The following is a 19,289-nucleotide window of genomic DNA, read 5'->3' as shown; positions in this document are numbered from 1 at the left end:
AGAACGCTCGATCATGCCACAGCTAAGGTCAATCTTTGCTTCATCCGACTGATGCTCAAGCGGCTAGCAGTCAACTAGATCTCAAATAGGTTCTATATAAGATGCCCAACCAATGACAATAGATTGCTGATGCGCCAAAGTTTCTAAATCCATTGCGTCTTGGGCATAGCTAATCGGGTTTCCATCTAAATCACAGCAGACTAACCCCGCCGTTTTCGCTAACGCTAGCGGACCGACCGTATCCCAAATTTTGACTCGTCCATTTAAATAGACATACATTCCGGCGTGACCCAGAATGACGTTCATCACCTTCAGACCAAAGCTGCCTTGAGAAAAGCCAAATTTAATCTCTGGAACTCTGTGAGCGATCGCGTCTCCAAAATTTTGCCGATCCTTAATGCCGATGATCACGGTTTGCTCATCAGAAGATTTCGGCTCACCGATCGCGATCAGCTCAGGAGTCAGGTCCGCAATCGCCTGCCACAAGCCAAGATCTTTGCCTCCAAAATAAGTCATATCCGATTCTGGGGCATAGATCCAACCTGCGATCGGGGACTCATTCTCCAGCAGCCCAACCATGACAGCATAATCTTTCTGCCTGTGAATGAAATCATCTGTGCCGTCTAACGGATCGATACACCACAAGCGCGAATAGTTTTCTTGAAACCGCTCTCTCGACGGCGCATTCTCTTCAGTAATCACGCCATCGTCAGGAAACAGCGTTGAAAACTCGGCAGTGAGTTGGCGATCGAGCATTTGATCAACATTCGTGACAAAATCACCGGGTCCTTTTTGAAAGACTTGCAGCCCTTCTTTTGCCATTTGTTTTGCCTGCTGTCCGCACGATCGGATCAGCGATCGGATCTTAATATCTAACTCGTTGTCTATGGGCTTCATGGTTCAAGAAGTGACAGCAGCAGTGTCATTTTGACATAAAAAAACGGGCTAACCTCATGGTTAACCCGCCAGCTTGGGAACGCGCAGAGAGACTACTTTTGCAGAACTACTTGAACGTTCGCGTTTTGCAGACCGGGGCGGCTGACTTGAGAAAGGGTCTTGTTAACCGCATACTTCTGGTTGATGGAGTTGATCAGTTCGGTCTGGTTGTGCTTTTTAGCAACTCCCCAGAGGTCAGCAATCAAGTCAAAAGAACCATCAGCGTTGCGAGACCAGCCCAAATCATATTCGCCTTCGAGAATGGCAACGATGTCAGAACGGACGCGCTGACCGTTGTAGCCACGAACGTCGGCTTCGGTCTTGACGTTGATGCCCAGGTCACGCAAAGAGGACTTGAGAATTTCAGCGTCGGTGATCTTGGTGCGCAGAGTGCTAAAGTGAGACATTGGGTTTCCTCCGTGGAAATTTGAAAACAACAACAACGTTTAGTTAGCTATTCGCTCTTAGCGCTCAGAGATGACTGATGGCTAATTGCTCTTTTGAGACCACTAGCAGACAAAATGTGTGCTAGCCTTTCCTCCTGTGGGAGCAGGAGAAAGCTTTTAGAACTCAAGTCGCTGATATTCTGCGACTGAGGACGCAGCAGGGCGCGCTCGTTGCCTAGCCCAATCCCGTAGGGCTGTCACCTGCTCACTCATGGTCTTAGATAACGGCATCGTAGCTCGACTTGCCGCAATGATATCCAACTGGGTAAACTCTCTGTCTTGTGCGAATGCTTCATACATTGCAGCAACCAGTGCTTGTTCAATTTCAGCACCAGAGAAGCCATCGCAGACATTGGCTAACTGATCCAGGTCAAATCGCTCAATCTCTCGACGACGCTTGGATAAGTGAATTCTAAAGATGTCTTTCCGCTCTTCGGCATTGGGCAGGTCAACAAAGAATAGTTCGTCGAAACGTCCTTTTCTAAGAAACTCGCCGGGGAGACGCTCTACGCGGTTTGCAGTTGCCATCACGAATACAGGAGATGTTTTTTCCTGCATCCAGGTGAGGAACGACCCAAAGATCCGACTTGAGGTGCCACCATCTGAGTCAGCCGACCCAGTGCTGCCTGCAAATGCCTTGTCCATCTCGTCAATAAACAGAATGGCTGGCGAAATCGACTCAGCGGTTTTGAGCGCATTGCGGAGATTCGCTTCCGATCGACCCACCATTGAGCCGTCATACACTCGCCCCATATCTAAGCGCAGCAGGGGCAAACCCCATAGGCGAGACGTGGTTTTAGCAATTAGCGACTTCCCGCACCCTGGAACGCCTAGGATTAGCATCCCTTTCGGCTGAGGCAAACCGTATTCTCTGGCTCGTTCTGTGAATGCGTCAGAGCGTTGCTTTAACCAGCGCTTTAACTCTTCCAGTCCACCAACAGAATCGATCGTTTCGTCTTCCTCAATGTACTCCAAGATGCCGTTGCGACGAATCAGTTGCTTTTTCTCAGAGAGAACAATATCAACTTCTTCTTCAGTCAGGCGACCCGCAGTCACTTGAGCCTTACGATAAACCTTTTCCGCCTCATCTCGCGTCAGCCCTAAGGCAGCTTTTAAAAGCTTTTCGCGAGTCTCAGTTGTGATGCGACGAGTTTTATTGAGATCGAGCTGCTGCGTGAGGACTTGATCTAGCTCTCCCATGCTGGGCATCGCAAAATCAATGACTGCAACTTCTTTCTCAAGCTCGATCGGAACCGTTTGCACCGGAGACATCAGCAGAATCGTTTTCTGAGTGCCTTTAAAGCTTGCAACCGCATCTCGCAGCCAACGGTTAACCGCAGGTGAGTCGATGAATGGATGCAAATCTTTGAACACAAAGATACCCGGCTCTTTTTGTCTCATCACCCACTCGATCGCGGCTTCTGGAGAAACCGTATTGTGCTGAGTGACGTTGCGAGGCTGCCCATACTCGACAATTCCGTGAGTGACCGTCCAGAGAAAGACCCGACGTAAAGGCTTTGCTTGAGCGATTGTGGCGATTGTCTGTTCAGCCCGTTCCTCCTCTGAGGTCACCAGGTAGATCAAAGGATATTGAGCTTGTACGAGAATGTTTAGCTCTTCTTGCATAACCACCGAACCCATCAGAAACGGCTCAGACATTATTGAATAGAATTTTCTCGAACTTCAGTTGAAAGCACTACTAAAAGGGTGAATGTGACAAAAGAAGTGAGAACTTTTAGGCTAGGAATATTAGCAGGGGACGAGTTCGCCCTCTCCTTGATTGCCCGCTGTAGAAGCAACTTTCTGCGGCTTGCCAACCGGAAGCTCTTCATCAACAGTAATACCAGGTTGCTTGCCTAGAGGGACAATTTCGCCATCCTTGAGAGTGACTGGAGACGTACACTCAGGACAGTTGTAAATCCGGTGAGCTTGCCCGTGAGCCTCGTCTAACTGCTCAACCGTTTCTGGGTGAGTTAGGTAGAATATGAGCGCTTTCTCTGCTAGGGCTGACATTGCCTCGGCAGCAACAGCCGCTCTAATTTTTAGCTGACGGTGCAGTTCTGGCGGAAGATACAACGTGACTTTTTGCTTGTCTTGCATAGGACTCTCGGTCGTTTTACCCGGGTATATCAGTAAATATATCGGCTGTGCCTAAGGCTGTCAAGATGCTAAACCAGCATGACAGCAATATCGTTACATTTGTTTACAATGAGTAGTGCTCGTTCGGCTTTGATTCACAAATCTCATTTAGTTTGTCTCTTACTAGGACTGGTTTTGACGGCTTTCCTCTCAGGCTGTGGGTCAACCGACTCAAGCCTGGGCATGAATTGGAAGACTTATCGCAATCAGCGGTTTGGGTTTGAGTTTCTCTATCCCGATCGCTGGGTTGAGTCAATTCCGCCTGAAAATCGAGACGGCATTGCCTTTGGCGATCCACAAAACCCGGGGGTAGAGATTCGAGGGTGGGCGAGCTATGAGCGATTGGTGAGCGACGATCGTAGCAATCGGCGATCGCAACCCTCTCTTCCCTCAAATTTCACAACGCTGCAAAAAGTGCCCGGAAACTTAGATGCAAAGATTGGTGCAGAATCAAGCTCACTGACGCTGACCCTTGCTCAGGGAGAAACCCGCTATTATTGGCGCGGCACCGCCCCAAATCAGCAGTTTGAGAATTACTATCGGTTTTTCAACTACATTGCCAGCCGCTACCGAGTTCCAGAAAAGTGAGCAAGGTGCGGATGGGGAATTCTGAGAAACTTTCAACCCACCCTCTGAGATGAGAGCTTTTGACGGCGGCTTTGGGCAACCTACGGACGGAATCATCCCAGATGCAGCGACTAGAAAGGCTGGGAACAAACCTGTTTAACAACAACGCTTGAGGCATCGACATGGCTGGCAGGGTGAATCAGATTTTGAAGTCTCCATTATTTGTAGGGGGATGTGTGACAGCAGTGATTACTCTAGCGGGAACCATCTATGTCTTTTTGGGTTCTCGTCCGAATCCGTCAAAGGCTTCTCAGCTTTCGGTTCAATCGGCTTCTAACACTACGATCGCGGCGATGAATGGATGTCTGACGATCGTCAACGATCCGCAGCCTCCGTTAAATGTCAGGGCGGCTCCGAGCGATCGCTTCAACACCATTGTTGGCACTATCCAGGATGGAGAAACGGTGACTGTCATTGGTAGACAAAGAGGATGGCTGCAAGTTGACGCACCCATATCGGGTTGGGTGGATCAATCGTTGACCAAGACAATTTGCGATAAGGCAGAGCAAGCAGAATTCATAAAAGCTGCTGCAATGAAGGCGAAGGGCGGAGAGCGAATTTTAGCAGACGCGATCGAAGACTATCAGTCTGGCGATTTGAGTTCGGCAATCAAGCTGCTCAAAACGGTTCCAGAAGACAGCCCTGTTTATGCTCAAGCTCAGGTTGCTCTAAACACGATGCCCACTCAATGGAAGCGAGCTAGAAATCTGTACAGCAATGCTCAAGTGGCTTTAAAAGAGAACCGATCGACAGATGTGCTGAAGCTCGTGAATGAGATTCCTGATATTCGATATTGGAGAGAAAAGTTTACGCCTCTGGTTAAGCAAGCGATTTATGAGCAAAAAAATGGGTCTGCTGTCCCTCACCAACCCAAGTGATGATTTAACGCGAGAAAATGAGTACAGGGTTGCGATCGCTGAGGATTCCGATTTTTGCTGAGTTCTGGGTGAAGCTAATAATCAGTACTAATACCTCAATTCATGGACACTAAAGCTATTTTGATTGCGGCAGGTTTAACGGGTGTTGCGGCTGTGACGGGCGTAACTTCTGCCGTGATGCAGTCTCAAAATCCTCAACCGCTATCGACGGGGGCACCGACGACGATCGTTTCTCCAATCTCTAAACCGACTGATAAACCTGATGGAGTCCCGACCTCATCACAAGGTTCTTCTCAAGCCCCGGTTTCAGAACCCGTTAAGCCTAACTCTGAACCGTTGCCTGTAAAGCCTCAGGAACCAGAGGCGGCTTCTAGAAAGGTTGAAACCTGTAAAGTCACGATGGCGAAGGTGGCAGATGCTAACCCACCTTTGAATGTGAGATCTAACCCCACGATCGCGCCTGACAACATCGTTGGAACGCTTGAAAACGGTACGTTTGTCACGGTGACCAATGAGCTAGATGGATGGTTTGGGATCGCAACTCCGATCAAAGGGTGGATTGCTCAAAGTCAGACCGATAGTGGCTGTAATGAGAAAACCGAGCGCGTGAGTTTTGGGGCTGGGGGCAATTCGGTGACGATCGCTGAACGATTTGTAGGCACTGGCATCCACCGTTATCGCTTTAATCTTGGCAAAGGACAGACCTTGAGTGTGAGAAGCGATCGAGGCACACTACCGATGATTTTGGCTCCTAATGGCAAAGAGTTAAGAGGACTTGACGATCGTCAAACCTCTTGGAGTGGAGAACTCGCGATGACAGGCGACTACACACTAGAGCTTGACTCCAACTACAAGGGGTACAAATACTCGTTTTCCGTTCAGGTAAATAGAAGTTAGCCAGTAAGCTTTTAGCGGGAAAGTTTCTGAATTTTGTCTGTCAGTATTCAGAGTTAAGTTGTATTGAGATTGTTGGTAGGGTGATAATTTAAAAACCCTGTTTAAGTGACGAGCGTTACATTTAAGCCTGTAGTGAGTGCTGAGGATAAGTAATGGAAATTGTTTTAGCTAAATTTGAGGATCTTGAGGAAGTATCAAGGTTATTTGACCAATATCGCGTCTTCTATAAAAAGTCTTCAAATATCGAGGCTGCCAGAACATTCCTCCAGGAGCGTTTTCAAAAAAACGAGTCCACTATGTTTGTAGCTCGTGATCAGGAGCTTATGGTTGGGTTCACTCAACTCTACCCAAGCTTTTCCTCAGTGTCGCTGAAACGTACATGGATTTTGAATGATTTATTTGTGGAAGAGCCGTATCGAAAAAAAGGAGTTGCAAAGTCATTAATCAAGGCAGCAGAGAGGTTTGCATGGGAAACAGGAGCAGTCCGAATCATTTTGGCAACCCAGATTTCCAATACTGCCGCTCAGTCTCTCTACGAGTCACTTGGATACGTTAAGGATAAAGACCTTTATCATTACGCATTACAGTTATAGCAGTGACGTAACAAGCTTCTTAACTCAAAAACCTCAAATACCCAGTCGTTGATAGACTTGATCTAAATTTTTCAGATGATGTTGAGGATCGAAACAATCATCGATTTCAGCCGGAGAGAGCTTTTCGACCACACGCGGATCTTCACTAATTAGTTTGCGGAAGTCACCTTCGGGCTTGTTCCAAGCTTGATGAGCGCACGACTGCACGATCGTATACGCCTCTTCACGACTCACATCTTTGCCAATCAGCGCCAACAGCACTCGTTGACTAAAGACAACCCCACCATAGAGGTTCATATTTTGCGCCATGTTGTCGGGATAGACCAGCAGGTTTTTCACTAGGTCGGTGATTTCGACCAGCATGAAGTGAGTCAGAATGCAGGCATCAGGGAAGGCAACTCGCTCGACAGAACTGTGGGAAATATCGCGTTCGTGCCAGAGGGCAATGTTCTCCATTGCGGCGACTGCATAGCCTCGAATTAGACGCGCCATTCCGGTGAGACGCTCCGATCGAATCGGATTCCGCTTATGGGGCATTGCAGACGAGCCTTTTTGCCCCTTCGAGAAAAATTCTTCGACTTCTAGAACGTCGGTGCGCTGAAGGTTGCGAATTTCTACTGCGAAGCGCTCGATCGACGATGCCAACAGTGCCAAACCATTCATATAGTCGGCGTGGCGATCGCGAGAAATTACCTGTGTCGAAGCGGCATCGGGTTCGAGTCCGAGGTTTTGACAGGTGAGAGATTCAATGCGAGGGTCAATGTTAGCGTAGGTTCCAACCGCGCCAGAGATTTGACCGACGGCGATTGTTTTTTTGAGTTGACACAGACGATCGCGGTGTCTCAGCATTTCTGCCAGCCAGCCAGCTAGTTTAAAGCCAAAGGTGATTGGCTCTGCGTGAATGCCGTGCGATCGCCCAATCATCACGGTGTTGCGGTGCTGTTGAGCCTGGTAGCGAAGTGCCTGAATCAACGCCTCGACTTGGGACATGATCACATCTAGACTGGCGACGAGTTGTAGCGCCAGCGCGGTGTCTAGCACATCTGAACTGGTCATTCCCAGGTGAATATACCGTCCGGCATCGCCGACATATTCGTTGACGTTGGTGAGAAAAGCGATTACGTCGTGGCGGACTTCTGCCTCAATTTCTAAGATACGCTTGGGGTCGAAGTTTGCTTTTGCCTTGATTTCTGCGACTGCATCAGCAGGAATGTAACCCAGTTCAGCCTGAGCTTCGCAGACGGCGATCTCAACCTCTAGCCAGGTTTTGAATTTGTAGGCTTCAGTCCACAAGTCGCCCATTTCGGGCAGGGTATAGCGCTCTATCAAGGCTGTCGTGCAGAATACAACCGTCACATTGTAGCGTCTAATTTGCCCTACAAAATGTGGGGTGATGAAATGGCAATGCCCACGCTGTTGAAATTTTAGCGTGGGCATTGCAGAGGATTTTGGTGAGATTTAGGGTGCTCTAGGAATTCGTGCGATCGCTCTAATTATCTGCGCAGGTTGTATGCCTAGCGATCGCTACTCATCGCCTTCATCGCCTCCCGAATCTTCTTCCTCGTAAGCTTCTTCGCTTTCAGGCTCCTCATAACTGTCTTCGGTCTCTTCGTCGTAACTGTCTTCTGTTACTTCTTCTTCCGCCTCATCCTCATAGCTACCTTCGGTCTCTTCGTCGTCTTCAGTTTCGCCGTCGTCTTCGGAACCGTCCTCGGTCTCTTCGTCGTCTTCCTCTTCCTCTTCCGACTCGTCCTCGTAGCTATCTTCGGTCTCTTCGTCGCCTTCAGTTTCTTCTTCTTCGGTCTCGTCTTCCTCTTCTTCAGATTCTTCTTCGTAGCTGTCTTCGGTCTCTTCAGATTCTTCGTCGGAGATCTCTACAGTTTCTTCGTAGAACTCAGATTCTTCGGTTTCTTCGTCGTAACTGTCCTCGGTCTCTTCACAAGTTTCGTCATACTCCTGGAAGTAGAGAAAATCGAGGTTCTCGTAGGTATCGACTGAGACAAATCCTTCGGTTTCAACGTAGACAAGCTCCTCTTCGTATTCGACTTCGTAAGTCTCGTAGTGAGTCTCGTCTAACAAGGCGATCACCGAAGGCTTGCGGGTTGCACCAGGAGACTGAAATGCAGTCGCGATCGCCGCCTTTGCCCCATCAAATAGAGAAACCGAACTGCCTTGAATGCCCTGACTCAAATCGCGATCGCTGACTTGTCGAATCGTCCAGCAGTCGTGGATCAGATCAGGCTTTGTCATGTAGTCATAGGGGATGTAGCAATAGCCCTGTTCGCCCCAATCAGTACCCCATGAGTTGCGGACAATGAAGACTTGATCGACATCCGAATAGCCCACACACAGCATCGCGTGTCCGCCGTCGTGTTTCTCGTTGTCTGGGTCAGGCATGGGAACCAATCCCGTCGAGCCTGCTTGCTGAAACGATGAGAAAAGCTGTAGACCAAAGGCAAACGGATAGCCCTCGGCTAAACAGCTTTGCATGGTGTGAAGATCAATCTCAACACGGGCAGCATCTTCAACTCGAAAGTTTGCCGCTTCTTTATATGCCTTTTTGGGTGGCTGCTCTAGGATTTGGTCGAGGTTAAAAGACCAGGTGTTTTCAGAGCAAGCGCCCTGTTTTCGTAACACCTTGACGCAGCTTTTGAGGTAGGTGCCTTGGTCTTGGCTACAGTCGCCATCCAATTCTCGTGCGTTGTAGTAGATGAATAGACGGCTCACGTCTGCTGATTGTCCGAGAATGCGGTTGGTTAGATATTCATATGCCCCTGCCATTGCATTGGCGGTGCAACTGTTGGAGTTGCCCTGATTTTCAACCGGAGTCATGTAGGAGCGGAGATCAACGTTGGGGGGCAGTTGACGATCGCGACTCGCACTATATTTTTTGTCTTGAGAATTTCGCTTTTCGGGACGATAGCCACCTAGTTTGAAGTGTTGACCGAGCGCATTTTTGACGATCGTTGATTTGCGAACTTGACGATAATTTTTTGACATAGAAACCAATCTTTGAAGTCTCAGATTAGGTTTCTCAGATTAGAGAAAAATCTAACCCGTATTTTTACTGCATTCGGTCGATCGTGCGATATTGAACAGCTTCAGCAACGTGGTGAGTTTGAAGATGCTCATCGCCTGCAAGATCGGCGATCGTCCGCGCAACTTTGAGAATCCGATCGCTGGCTCTCACCGATAATCCCAGTTTGCGAATCGCGCCTTCGAGTAACGTTCGGGTCGAGTCGTCAAGGTTGCACCACTGTCTGAGATGAGAACTTTGCATCTCGGCATTGCAGCGTAAGGCAGTGTCTTTAAAGCGGAGTCGGGCACGATCGCGAGCAATCTGAACGCGCGATCGCACGGTTTCTGAATCTTCCCCTGTGGGCTGTCGAGTGATTTCCTCTGGCTTGAGCCGATTCACCCCAACTTGCAAATCAATCCGATCCATCAGAGGTCCAGATAGTTTTGCCCAATATTGCTCTCGCGATCGGGGAGAACACGTACAAGGCTGAATCGTATCTGCAAAGTAACCACAGGGACAAGGATTGGTACTCGCAATCAACGTAAATCGGGCTGGAAAGGAGACAGATTGACGCGCTCGTGAGATAGTAACGTGACCGTCTTCTAAAGGCTGACGTAGAAACTCCAGCACGTCGCGTTTGAATTCTGTTAATTCGTCAAGAAATAAGATCCCCCTATGTGCCAGAGAGATTTCGCCTGGTCTAGGATAGCTGCCTCCTCCGACCAGGGAAACACCCGATGCAGAATGGTGAGGGCTGCGAAACGGACGGGTGGTGACCAGCGAACCTTTGTCTTTGAGCAATCCCGCCACCGAGTGAACTTGCGTCACCTCCAGAGCTTCCTCAAATGAGAGCGGAGGCAGAATTCCCGGTAGGCGACGGGCGAGCATGGTTTTTCCACTCCCTGGAGGTCCGACAAAGACTAAATTGTGCCCTCCGGCAGCCGCGATTTCTAAGGCACGACGCGCATGAGCCTGTCCTTTCACATCTCGTAAATCAAAGGCTGGAGTCTGCGATCGCTCCAGTTCTTCAGTCACGTCTACCTGAGTGGGCGTGTAACTCGCCGGGTTGTTGAGAAACTGCCCCACCTCAGATAAGTGATCAAATCCGTAGACCGAGATGCCTTTCACAACTGCTGCTTCACGAGCATTGCCCGACGGAACGACTAACCCAGAGATGCCAAGACGTTGAGCGGCAGCAGCGATCGCCAACACGCCTGCCACAGATCTCAGCGTCCCGTCAAGTGAAACTTCACCCAAAAATAAATGAGTCTCTAACAGCTCGACCTTGACTTGCTCGGAGGCTGCCAGAATACCCACGCTGATCGGCAAATCAAAACTCGGACCTTCCTTGCGTAGGTCTGCGGGAGTCAAATTCACCACAATTCGCCGCATCGGAAAGGCATATCCTGCGTTTTTGAGGGCAGTTTTGACGCGCTCTTTAGACTCCTGTACCGATGTGTCTGGAAGCCCTACTACTACCATTCCTGGCAGCCCTCCCGCAATGTCAACTTCGACCCCTACTTTGACGGCATCAATGCCGACGAGCGATGCACTCCAAACCTTGGCAAGCATGACAAATTCCACGACAAATGCTTTGGTAGAGTGCCCAGACTTTAAGGCAAGGCAACGCGGTCTGCTCGATCGCCCTCCCAATCAAACCACCCTAAGTAATTTCTGCCTTGTAGAATACTTCGCTATCTCAATAGGTATTGCTAACATCAGAGACTACTCCATGCAATTAACTTTAGAATCTTTTTATTAATCACCTTGGGGAGTGTCTATGGTCAGTCAGCCCATCAGTCCAAAGCAGAACCATATTGTTCTGACATCCCACCCACCGCGATTTGGTCACCAGTCGATCGTGCTCAAGTGGGGAGAAGCCGACCCGATTCAACGAGGTCCAATCATCGGCACAGTGCTGAATCCTTCCCATCGCAACGTGATTGGCACCCATTCAGGCTCTTATGCGGTATATCGGGCGTTAGCGGTGGCAAGCGGCAAACTTCAGGCAAACCATCGGGCTGATTTGACCAACACCTCTCCCACCGTCAAGATTGGACCTCATCCCGCTTGGGCAGACCCCGATCGCATCGTTTCTCTCGACCCATTTGGGGCGATCGTGGGGGACGCTTATCAAAATCTCTATGAGCAAGGCTATGATATTCGCCCCTCGATCGCGATTACCAAAGCACATATTAATATGCCAGAACTTCAAGATGCGATCGCCAAAGGGCGCTTGATCGAAGATGGCGAAATCATGAAGCGAGGCGGAAATCTTGTCGTCACAAAAGCCGCGATCGAGCCTGTGTGGCATCTCCCTGGCATTGCCAAACGCCTCAATGTCGAAGAAAGCATTCTGCGTCGCACCTTGTTTGAGCACACGGGCGGCATGTTTCCTGATCTGGTGACTCGCCCTGATCTAAAAGTCCTTTTGCCTCCGATCGGCGGCATGACAGTCTACATTATCGGCGACCCCGACACCATTACCGATCCCGATAAGCCTCTCGCCGTCAGGGTTCACGATGAATGCAACGGCTCTGATGTCTTTGGCTCAGATATTTGCACCTGTCGCCCTTATTTGGTACACGGCATCGAAGCCTGCGTTCAAACTGCTCAAGAAGGTGGTGCAGGCGTGATCGTCTATCTGCGAAAAGAAGGTCGAGCGCTGGGAGAAGTCACCAAATTTCTGGTTTACAACGCCCGCAAACGACAAGAAGGCGGCGATCGTGCAGATGCCTACTTCGCCCGAACCGAGTGCGTTGCCGGAGTGCAGGATATGCGGTTTCAAGAACTCATGCCCGACGTGCTGCACTGGCTGGGCATCACCCGCATCGATCGCTTAGTCTCCATGAGCGATTTGAAATATAACGCGATCACTCAATCCGGTATTCAGGTGATCAAGCGAGTTGCCATCCCCGATGACCTGATTCCAGCCGATGCCCAGGTCGAGATTGAGGCAAAGAAAGCGGCTGGCTATTACACCGAGGGCGACGTTCTCACCGAGGAATCGTTAGCAGAGATTAAAGGACGAGGACTGAGCGATTAATGTCCCAACCTTTGTCTGAAGCCGATACGATCGCCTACCTCCGATCGCCCCAAGCAATTCGAGAACGCTGCGGCAAACTGTTTGAGATGGCACAAGCGGATCAGCTCCGTTACTTTCGGTGTGACCTGACACAGATCGATCGCGTAGCCGACTATGTGATCGCGGTGACTCGTGAACACTACCCAGACTTGCAGATTCCCTTTCACAGCCGTTGGCGACATTTTGAAGTCGGGAACGTGCCACGTCTGACCCATCTCGATCGCGCACTCGCCCATCTGTCTCCGATCGAAAAAGCCAAAGCAAAATTCGATCTCGTGATTCCCAGTGTGTTGCTCGATGCCGGAGCAGGCGATCGCTGGCACTATCTCGAAGCTGAAACGGGGCAAGTCTGGTCACGATCGGAAGGGTTAGCCGTCGCCAGCTTTCATCTCTTCTGTCAGGGCAGCTTTTCTGGAGATGCTGCTAATCCCTATCAAACCAGCGCCGAAGGACTGCAACATCTCACACCCGACTCTCTCGCCCAAGGCTTTCAGGTCAGCCCTGAGAATCCGATCGTAGGACTTGAAGGACGCTCCCAATTGCTGCAAAAACTGGGTCAAGCGCTGCAAAATCATCCAACCTGGTTTGGAGCCAACAATCCCCGTCCCGGAAACCTGGTCGGCTATCTCTTGCAGCATTCAGAAAATGGCAAACTCTCTGCCCCGATCGTCCTCAACGCCGTTTTAGAAAGCTTGGGCGAAATCTGGTCTGGACGAGTCTCCTTATCTAGCGTTAACCTGGGAGACGTTTGGCTTCACCCAGCCCTCCCCGGAACCCAAATCAGCGACAAATTAGTGCCATTTCACAAACTCTCGCAGTGGCTCACTTATTCTCTATTAGAGCCTCTGCAAGAACTGGGTTTAGAAATCACTGATTTGGATGTCTTAACCGGGCTTCCAGAATATCGAAATGGCGGACTGTGCCTCGACTTGGGATTATTGCAAATCAAAGACAAACTAATTTTGCAGCAGCCTCATTTACCTGGATCAGAAGCGATCGTCGAATGGCGTGCCCTCACCGTCTGTCTCCTCGATCGCATTGCTGACACCGTGCGTCAACGCCTCAGACTGACTCCTGCCGAGCTTCCTCTCGTTAAAGTTTTGCAAGGCGGCACTTGGACAGCCGGACGCAAAATTGCTGCTCAAAAACGACCCGGAGGCATTCCCCCTATCCAAATCGAAAGCGATGGCACCGTTTTTTAAAGCCGTGCAGATCTTCTCAACCCTTCACCCTTTTTCCCATGTCCGCAAAAATTACCGTCATCGACCATCCCCTCGTTCAACACAAGCTCACCTTAATGCGGCGCGTTGAAACCAGTACAGCAAAATTTCGCGCCTTAATGACTGAGGTAAGTCTGCTGCTAGCCTACGAGGTGACTCGTGACCTGCCGCTCAAACAAGAAACCATCAAAACCCCCATGACCCTGATGGAGGCTCCGGTCTTAGCATCCGATAAAAAGCTCGTCGTCGTCTCAATCATGCGAGCAGGGCAAGGACTCTTAGATGGAATCTTGCAGCTTATTCCCTCAGCGCGAGTGGGGCACGTCGGCTTATACCGCGACCCGATGACCCTAACCCCGGTCGAATATTACTTCAAAGTCCCTCACGACATCGAAGACCGAGACATGTTAATCGTCGATCCCATGATGGCAACCGGAAACTCGGCATCGGCAGCCGTGCATCGCCTCAAGCAAACCAATCCTCGATCGATGAAATTTCTCTGCCTCCTAGCCGCCCCCGAAGGCATTGCCCACTTCCACGAGCAGCACCCAGACGTGCCAATCTATACGGCAGCGATCGATCAAGGGCTGGATGAACACGGCTATATCTTGCCAGGGTTGGGCGACGCAGGCGATCGCTTGTTTGGCACAAAATAATCAAACGATTTATGAGTGATTGCAAAACTCTAAGCTGAAGTTTGATATCATGGTGATTCACCGTGAGTAAAAGTCGTTGACTTCACGATCGGCGGCATCGCCAAGTGGTAAGGCAGAGGTCTGCAAAACCTCCACCCCCGGTTCAAATCCGGGTGCCGCCTTTAATTTTTGTTGAGTCCGCATCTATATTCTCTGCAATTACCTTCAGCAATAGTGAAGCTCCCGCGACGCTGAAAGTAAAACTTTCCAAACGAAATGACACGTAATCTTTCGGTTAACCTAGCAAGACTTGAAGCTGTTGATACATATGAAGTTTCAGCTCTTATAGCAACGAAATAGCGTAGAATTTTTTGGCGATCGTGAAAAATGATGGAGTCTCCGCATAGCCATGGTTTCGAGCGACAACTGACGAATTGATGTTTATTTCTTCGGCGACCCCCTGAAGTGACACAGAATCCTTCGGTAATGTCAGAAAAGGATGCCTACCGCGTTCGCGTCGCTCACGCAGTAGAACCGCATAGATTTGATTGTCAAGCGCTCAGCCTTGGAGGAGGGGTTCCCTCTGTAGGGGACTGAGTAAGAAGGTGCACTGGCACCTCAGAATTTAGACATCCCCATGCCACAGCGGCAGACGGATGCCTAAATTAACAATGTCGCGTATGGACAGAAAGAAATGGAGTTAAGCGGGTTCGAACCGCTGACCTCTGCAATGCCATTGCAGCGCTCTACCAACTGAGCTATAACCCCTCATTTCGTATTTTATCATGGCGCAATCCTAATCATTCAGTCAAGCGTCAACTTTGGTAAGCTGATAAACGTATCGCCCCTCAACAGAAAATGAGAGCCGTTTGAGACTTATGACTGAGACACCCCAAGAGTTACCTAATTCTGATCTTGAGACAGGTCAACCTGAGGTAGATGCAGACGCTCTGCTGCGATCGCTGCGTCGAAAAGAAGGCGGTTGGGTCGAGTGGGGTCAAGCCTGTCAAACGTTGCAGAAAGCTGGCTATAGCCCCCAAGCGATTTTTGAAGGCACGGGGTTTGAGCCGATTCAGCAAAATCAAATTATCGTTGCGTCTCAGGTTTATGCGTCCATCATCGGCGTGGGTGTGCCCGATGCAGTGCAAACGCACTTTTGGCAAAAGGGCAGTGATTCTCTCTACGAGTTACGCATTCTCACCCAAACTGAACGAGCCGCTGTCGCAACTTTTGTGGTTGAAAAAGAGCTAGACATAGATGAAGCGCGAGAAGTAGCTCGTGCGGTTAAAGATATTTCTCGGTTTAAGCCACCAGAAGAGTTTACCGATCATCCAGGAGATGCGGTGGCGCTGCAAGTTTGGAAGAGTGCCAGAGAGAAAAGCGATTTGCAGGCACGATCGATTCTGATTGCCAAAGGGTTAAGGTTTGCTCATAGCGCGACTGCCCGCAAAAAAATTGAGCAGTTATTGACCGATTTCACCGTTACCCAAGTGCGTCCGGCTCCTGGGTTGCCTGTTTATCGGCTAGAAGATGAAGATTTGCCGCGAATCTTGCCCGTGGTCGGCAAGTTGCCGCTGACGAAAGCCGATTTACAAGCCGTTCCGATCGTCGAGGAGACGGGCGCGTTTCAACTGGTGCAGTTTTCGGGAACCGGGGCGTGGGTACCGATTCCGGGATGGCAGGTGATTCGCACGGCAGAAGACCCGATCGTGCTATTGGGCGATAGCGATCGCCTCCCTGCTCCGTTGCCGGGGGCGATCGGAGAAGTGGTGATTGTCGTCGATCGTGCCCAGCGTCAGTGGAATGACCAGAGCTATTTTGTAATCTCTGAGGAGGAGCAATTGCAACTGCGCTGGTTTGCAGAATCTCCAGATGTGCCGCTGTTGGGTCGGGTGGTTTTAGTGATGCGTCCTAAAAAGGTGCTGGACGAAGACTATACCCAAGAGCTTTGGCAGATTGATGAGTAGAGAGTCAACATCGATATCCCTGCAAGGGAACTCCTAATCGGTAATACTGGTTTGGGTCACGGTTGCAGACCGATCGACTCAAACTAACCTGGGGAGGGAAGTCTTTTTCTTTCAGTCCGGGGGCTATTATCCAGAGGATTTGCGGTGAAGAGTCTCCGATCGCGGGACGGGCTAATTTTTTCCAAAATTGGTCGTAGCTTTGTAAGTGCCCCACAAACGCAAATTGAGTCTGAGAATTTTCTAGCAGGGGCAGTGCAAAGCTCAGTCCTAGTGCAATATCCTGTAGGTCTTGGTATGCCATTGCCACGATCGTTGATTCAGCCATTTTTGACTGCATTCTGTTGGCGACTTGCTGAGGCTGATAGGGTTTGAGAAATGCTCGATCGGACACCACAAATCCGCAGCTAATCAACCCTGCTAGAACCAGAGAGACTAACGGTTTGAGTCGAAAATCCTGGTCGGATTGTCTATTCCACAAGCTGGCTCCTATCAAGGCACACACAGCAGGATAGTAGATAAAGTTGTAGCGAGGAACTTGGGTCAAGTCTTTGTGGAACAGGTAGACGATCGCCAAAAATTCCACCAACACCCAGCCGATAAAACTGATTAACGTTAGCGTTTCCCAATGAGTTTCTGGCATTTGCCAAAGTTTTTTCACGCCTTTCAACACTCGCCACGCTAACCAGCCGCTAAATAGCAGCATCAGCACAGCCGCTGGAATGACCACCCAAAGCGGCTGATCTTCGACAGGCAGAGCGATCGTCATTAACACCCACCCAGCCAGCAGTTGAGAGAGAGGCACGATCGCAGCCAGCAACCCTGATTGAGTTGGCTCTAGCCAGTTGGTTTCTGGACGACGGAGGTGACTCAAAAAAGTCGGCATCCAGGGTAAATAGGTCAGTCCAATTCCGCCCAGGGCAAGCAGCAAGGCAAGCCAAGCGCGACGGCGAAAAGAAAGAGGAGGTTTGAAGTTTGAAGTTTGGATTCTAAGCTGCAAAACGACGATCGTTAAAACTTGGGCGATCGTTGCCAAAATAAAAAAATAGTGGACGTAGAAACCAACGCTGTTGATAGCAACCCAGCCGAACCAAACTCCAGGTTGTAGCCGTTGTTGTCGCAGGTCTTGTTGAATACGAGTCGTGCCCACCAGCGCCAAACTCAGCAGCAGCATCGGAATCGTGTAGTGACGAGCTTCTTGAGAGAGATAGACCGCAAACGGAGAGACCGCCATGACGATCGCGCCTGCTAACCCCGCCTGTCTTGAGAAGGCGATCCGATTCAAATAATAAATAGCTAAAATTGAGCCGACTCCTGCCAGGGCTGGCAGTGCCCTAAGCTTCCACACCCAGGACTGGTTAACGGGTTGAAGCCAATTCAGCCAATCGTGCAGCCAGCAAAAAAAGAGCGGTGGATGAACGGATTGAGTCGAAACAGTTTGAGCGATCGCTGCACACGTCGTCGGCTGAAACGTAAAAAGCTGATCCAGCGCAGACCGCGAAAAGGCAACTTCTAGCGGGACATCAAGATAGCTTCGTCCTAAACTAAAGAGCGCTGTGATCACCTCATCCATCCAGACAGACTTAGCGTCGAGATTCCAAAACCTCAGCGTTGTCCCTAGCAAGACGACTCCAAGCAGAACCAGAGAATGGGAAAAGGCTTTCATGCGATCGCTCAACATTTCAGATCGAACTCTACACTAGAAAGGAATTTGTCGATACGCCTACAAGAATTGGCATGAGCGATCGCAGTCAAGTTACGGCTCCGCGCACCGTTGGCTTAACGGGCGGCATTGGCATGGGCAAAACAACAGTGTCTAACTATTTAGCTAAGACGTATCAATTGCCTGTTTTGGATGCTGATGTTTACGCGAGAGCAGCCGTGCAGCCGGGAACGATCGCACTGAAAACCATTGCCGATCGCTACACCTCCAAAATTCTGTTGCCTGACGGGACCCTCGATCGTCGTCAACTGGGAGAGATTATCTTCAATCAGCCATCCGAACGCGCTTGGCTAGAAGACCAAATTCATCCCTTTGTGCAGCAAGCGTTGAGTCGAGACCGTGATCGCTGGATTCAGCAACTCTCAGATCAGTCGGTCACGATCGTGATGGTGATTCCCCTTTTGTTTGAAGCGCAGATGACGGATCTGGTCAGTGAAATTTGGGTCGTTTCTTGCCCGCCAGATCAGCAGATTCAGCGTTTAATGCAGCGTGAATCTTTGAGCCAAGAGCAGGCAACTGCGCGAATCTTTAGCCAAATGGCGATTGCCGAAAAACGCGATCGAGCCGATGTTGTATTAGAGAACTCCTCAACAGTAGAGGATCTTTTGCAGCAGGTCGATCGGGCGATAAACCGTCCATTGTCACCAAAAATGACAAAATATTACGGCTGACCGTTAGACTGGCTATGGCTTCTAATCCACTTATCGAAACGGCTATGGGCGCAACGCTAGAACAAATCGCGGGCTTTCTAGATAACAATACTCCGGACAAAATTTGAGCAGATTTTAAGGCTCAAACCCTTATTCTGCCGTGGACAAGATCTTTTTTTCCAAGTCAGAGGCAGAGCTAACTCTGAAAAAATAGCTCGATCCTTGAACCATAAACTCTGAAAGCCTTGTGGAACCGTTCAAAAAAATGTCCGGAGTATTGAGATAACAAAGAGTGGAAATATCGTCTCGATCGCGAAGAGTCCCGAATTTTAACGGGAGTCTACGGTGAGAATATCGAAGACTTCCTGATCGTCATTGAGGTGACATACTCCTACCCTGAATCAAAGATTACAGGGTAGGCTTCCAACAGCCCGATGAAGGGTATGCAGGATTTCCTTCGTGGTACTTTGATCCATA

At 49.8% G+C, this 19,289-nt stretch carries 17 protein-coding genes and 2 tRNA genes; 10 read left to right on the top strand and 9 right to left on the bottom strand.

Features of this window, described 5'->3' with window-relative positions; genetic code table 11:
• Window positions 1-81: 81 nt before the first annotated feature.
• From A8707_RS22820 to A8707_RS22805, 4 genes are all read right to left on the bottom strand, one after another.
• Window positions 82-897: a 3'(2'),5'-bisphosphate nucleotidase CysQ family protein gene (locus A8707_RS22820; RefSeq protein ID WP_068819483.1), complete on the bottom strand. Its 816-nt coding sequence runs from the start codon at window positions 895-897 to the stop codon at window positions 82-84.
• 92 nt (window positions 898-989) lie between these two features.
• Window positions 990-1,343 carry a DUF1257 domain-containing protein gene (locus A8707_RS22815; protein ID WP_068819482.1) on the bottom strand — a complete coding sequence of 118 codons (354 nt, stop codon included), beginning with the start codon at window positions 1,341-1,343 and terminating at the stop codon, window positions 990-992.
• Window positions 1,344-1,499: 156 nt separating this feature from the next.
• On the bottom strand, window positions 1,500-3,041 hold the full coding sequence (gene ycf46 / locus A8707_RS22810) for a stress-responsive protein Ycf46 (RefSeq protein WP_462686401.1): 1,542 nt from the start codon (window positions 3,039-3,041) through the stop codon (window positions 1,500-1,502).
• 90 nt (window positions 3,042-3,131) lie between these two features.
• Window positions 3,132-3,482 carry a slr0373 family blue light stress response protein gene (locus A8707_RS22805; protein WP_068819481.1) on the bottom strand — a complete coding sequence of 117 codons (351 nt, stop codon included), beginning with the start codon at window positions 3,480-3,482 and terminating at the stop codon, window positions 3,132-3,134.
• A gap of 108 nt (window positions 3,483-3,590) precedes the next feature.
• Between A8707_RS22805 and A8707_RS22800 the strand changes: the two genes are divergently transcribed.
• From A8707_RS22800 to A8707_RS22785, 4 genes are all read left to right on the top strand, one after another.
• A complete protein-coding gene (locus A8707_RS22800; RefSeq protein WP_068819480.1) occupies window positions 3,591-4,109 on the top strand; it encodes a hypothetical protein in 519 nt (172 codons plus the stop codon).
• 161 nt (window positions 4,110-4,270) lie between these two features.
• The gene (locus A8707_RS22795) at window positions 4,271-5,026 is read left to right on the top strand and encodes an SH3 domain-containing protein (protein WP_068819479.1); all 756 of its coding nucleotides are present in this window, start codon (window positions 4,271-4,273) and stop codon (window positions 5,024-5,026) included.
• A 102-nt stretch (window positions 5,027-5,128) separates the two neighbouring features.
• On the top strand, window positions 5,129-5,923 hold the full coding sequence (locus A8707_RS22790) for an SH3 domain-containing protein (RefSeq protein WP_068819478.1): 795 nt from the start codon (window positions 5,129-5,131) through the stop codon (window positions 5,921-5,923).
• A gap of 152 nt (window positions 5,924-6,075) precedes the next feature.
• Complete coding sequence (locus tag A8707_RS22785) at window positions 6,076-6,516, top strand: GNAT family N-acetyltransferase (protein ID WP_068819477.1); 441 nt, start codon at window positions 6,076-6,078, stop codon at window positions 6,514-6,516.
• 33 nt (window positions 6,517-6,549) lie between these two features.
• On the opposite strand, the gene purB is transcribed toward A8707_RS22785, so the two are convergent.
• The 3 genes from purB to A8707_RS22770 all read right to left on the bottom strand — a co-directional run bounded on the left by purB (window position 6,550) and on the right by A8707_RS22770 (window position 11,119).
• Window positions 6,550-7,953: an adenylosuccinate lyase gene (gene purB / locus A8707_RS22780; RefSeq protein ID WP_331711736.1), complete on the bottom strand. Its 1,404-nt coding sequence runs from the start codon at window positions 7,951-7,953 to the stop codon at window positions 6,550-6,552.
• Between the two features lie 87 nt (window positions 7,954-8,040).
• Entirely contained in the window at window positions 8,041-9,516 is a 1,476-nt protein-coding gene (locus A8707_RS22775; RefSeq protein ID WP_068819476.1) for a C1 family peptidase, read from the bottom strand.
• Between the two features lie 64 nt (window positions 9,517-9,580).
• Complete coding sequence (locus A8707_RS22770) at window positions 9,581-11,119, bottom strand: YifB family Mg chelatase-like AAA ATPase (protein WP_331711735.1); 1,539 nt, start codon at window positions 11,117-11,119, stop codon at window positions 9,581-9,583.
• Between the two features lie 196 nt (window positions 11,120-11,315).
• On the opposite strand from A8707_RS22770, the gene A8707_RS22765 reads away from it, so the two are divergent.
• From A8707_RS22765 to A8707_RS22750, 4 genes are all read left to right on the top strand, one after another.
• Window positions 11,316-12,581 carry a GTP cyclohydrolase II gene (locus tag A8707_RS22765; RefSeq protein WP_068819474.1) on the top strand — a complete coding sequence of 422 codons (1,266 nt, stop codon included), beginning with the start codon at window positions 11,316-11,318 and terminating at the stop codon, window positions 12,579-12,581.
• The gene (locus A8707_RS22760; RefSeq protein ID WP_068819473.1) at window positions 12,581-13,822 is read left to right on the top strand and encodes a URC4/urg3 family protein; all 1,242 of its coding nucleotides are present in this window, start codon (window positions 12,581-12,583) and stop codon (window positions 13,820-13,822) included. The genes A8707_RS22765 and A8707_RS22760 overlap by 1 nt, the downstream gene beginning before the upstream one ends.
• A gap of 38 nt (window positions 13,823-13,860) precedes the next feature.
• Window positions 13,861-14,496, top strand: a complete 636-nt coding sequence (gene upp, locus A8707_RS22755; protein WP_068819472.1) for a uracil phosphoribosyltransferase — start codon at window positions 13,861-13,863, stop codon at window positions 14,494-14,496.
• Between the two features lie 90 nt (window positions 14,497-14,586).
• Window positions 14,587-14,657 (top strand) — tRNA-Cys (locus A8707_RS22750).
• Window positions 14,658-15,170: 513 nt separating this feature from the next.
• Here A8707_RS22750 and A8707_RS22745 read toward each other — a convergent pair.
• Window positions 15,171-15,243 (bottom strand) — tRNA-Ala (locus A8707_RS22745).
• 110 nt (window positions 15,244-15,353) lie between these two features.
• On the opposite strand from A8707_RS22745, the gene A8707_RS22740 reads away from it, so the two are divergent.
• Window positions 15,354-16,442 (top strand): RuBisCO accumulation factor 1, encoded by a 1,089-nt coding sequence (locus A8707_RS22740; protein ID WP_068819471.1) that lies wholly within the window; start codon window positions 15,354-15,356, stop codon window positions 16,440-16,442.
• A 4-nt stretch (window positions 16,443-16,446) separates the two neighbouring features.
• On the opposite strand, the gene A8707_RS22735 is transcribed toward A8707_RS22740, so the two are convergent.
• Window positions 16,447-18,105 carry a glycosyltransferase family 39 protein gene (locus A8707_RS22735; protein WP_197484981.1) on the bottom strand — a complete coding sequence of 553 codons (1,659 nt, stop codon included), beginning with the start codon at window positions 18,103-18,105 and terminating at the stop codon, window positions 16,447-16,449.
• 71 nt (window positions 18,106-18,176) lie between these two features.
• Here A8707_RS22735 and coaE point away from each other — a divergent pair, with 71 nt between their 5' ends.
• Complete coding sequence (gene coaE / locus A8707_RS22730; protein ID WP_068819469.1) at window positions 18,177-18,833, top strand: dephospho-CoA kinase; 657 nt, start codon at window positions 18,177-18,179, stop codon at window positions 18,831-18,833.
• Window positions 18,834-19,289: the final 456 nt, after the last annotated feature.

The organism is Phormidesmis priestleyi BC1401 (assembly GCF_001650195.1).
GTDB lineage: Bacteria > Cyanobacteriota > Cyanobacteriia > Leptolyngbyales > Leptolyngbyaceae > Phormidesmis_A > Phormidesmis_A priestleyi_B.
This window is presented reverse-complemented; position numbering and strand designations above follow the sequence as displayed.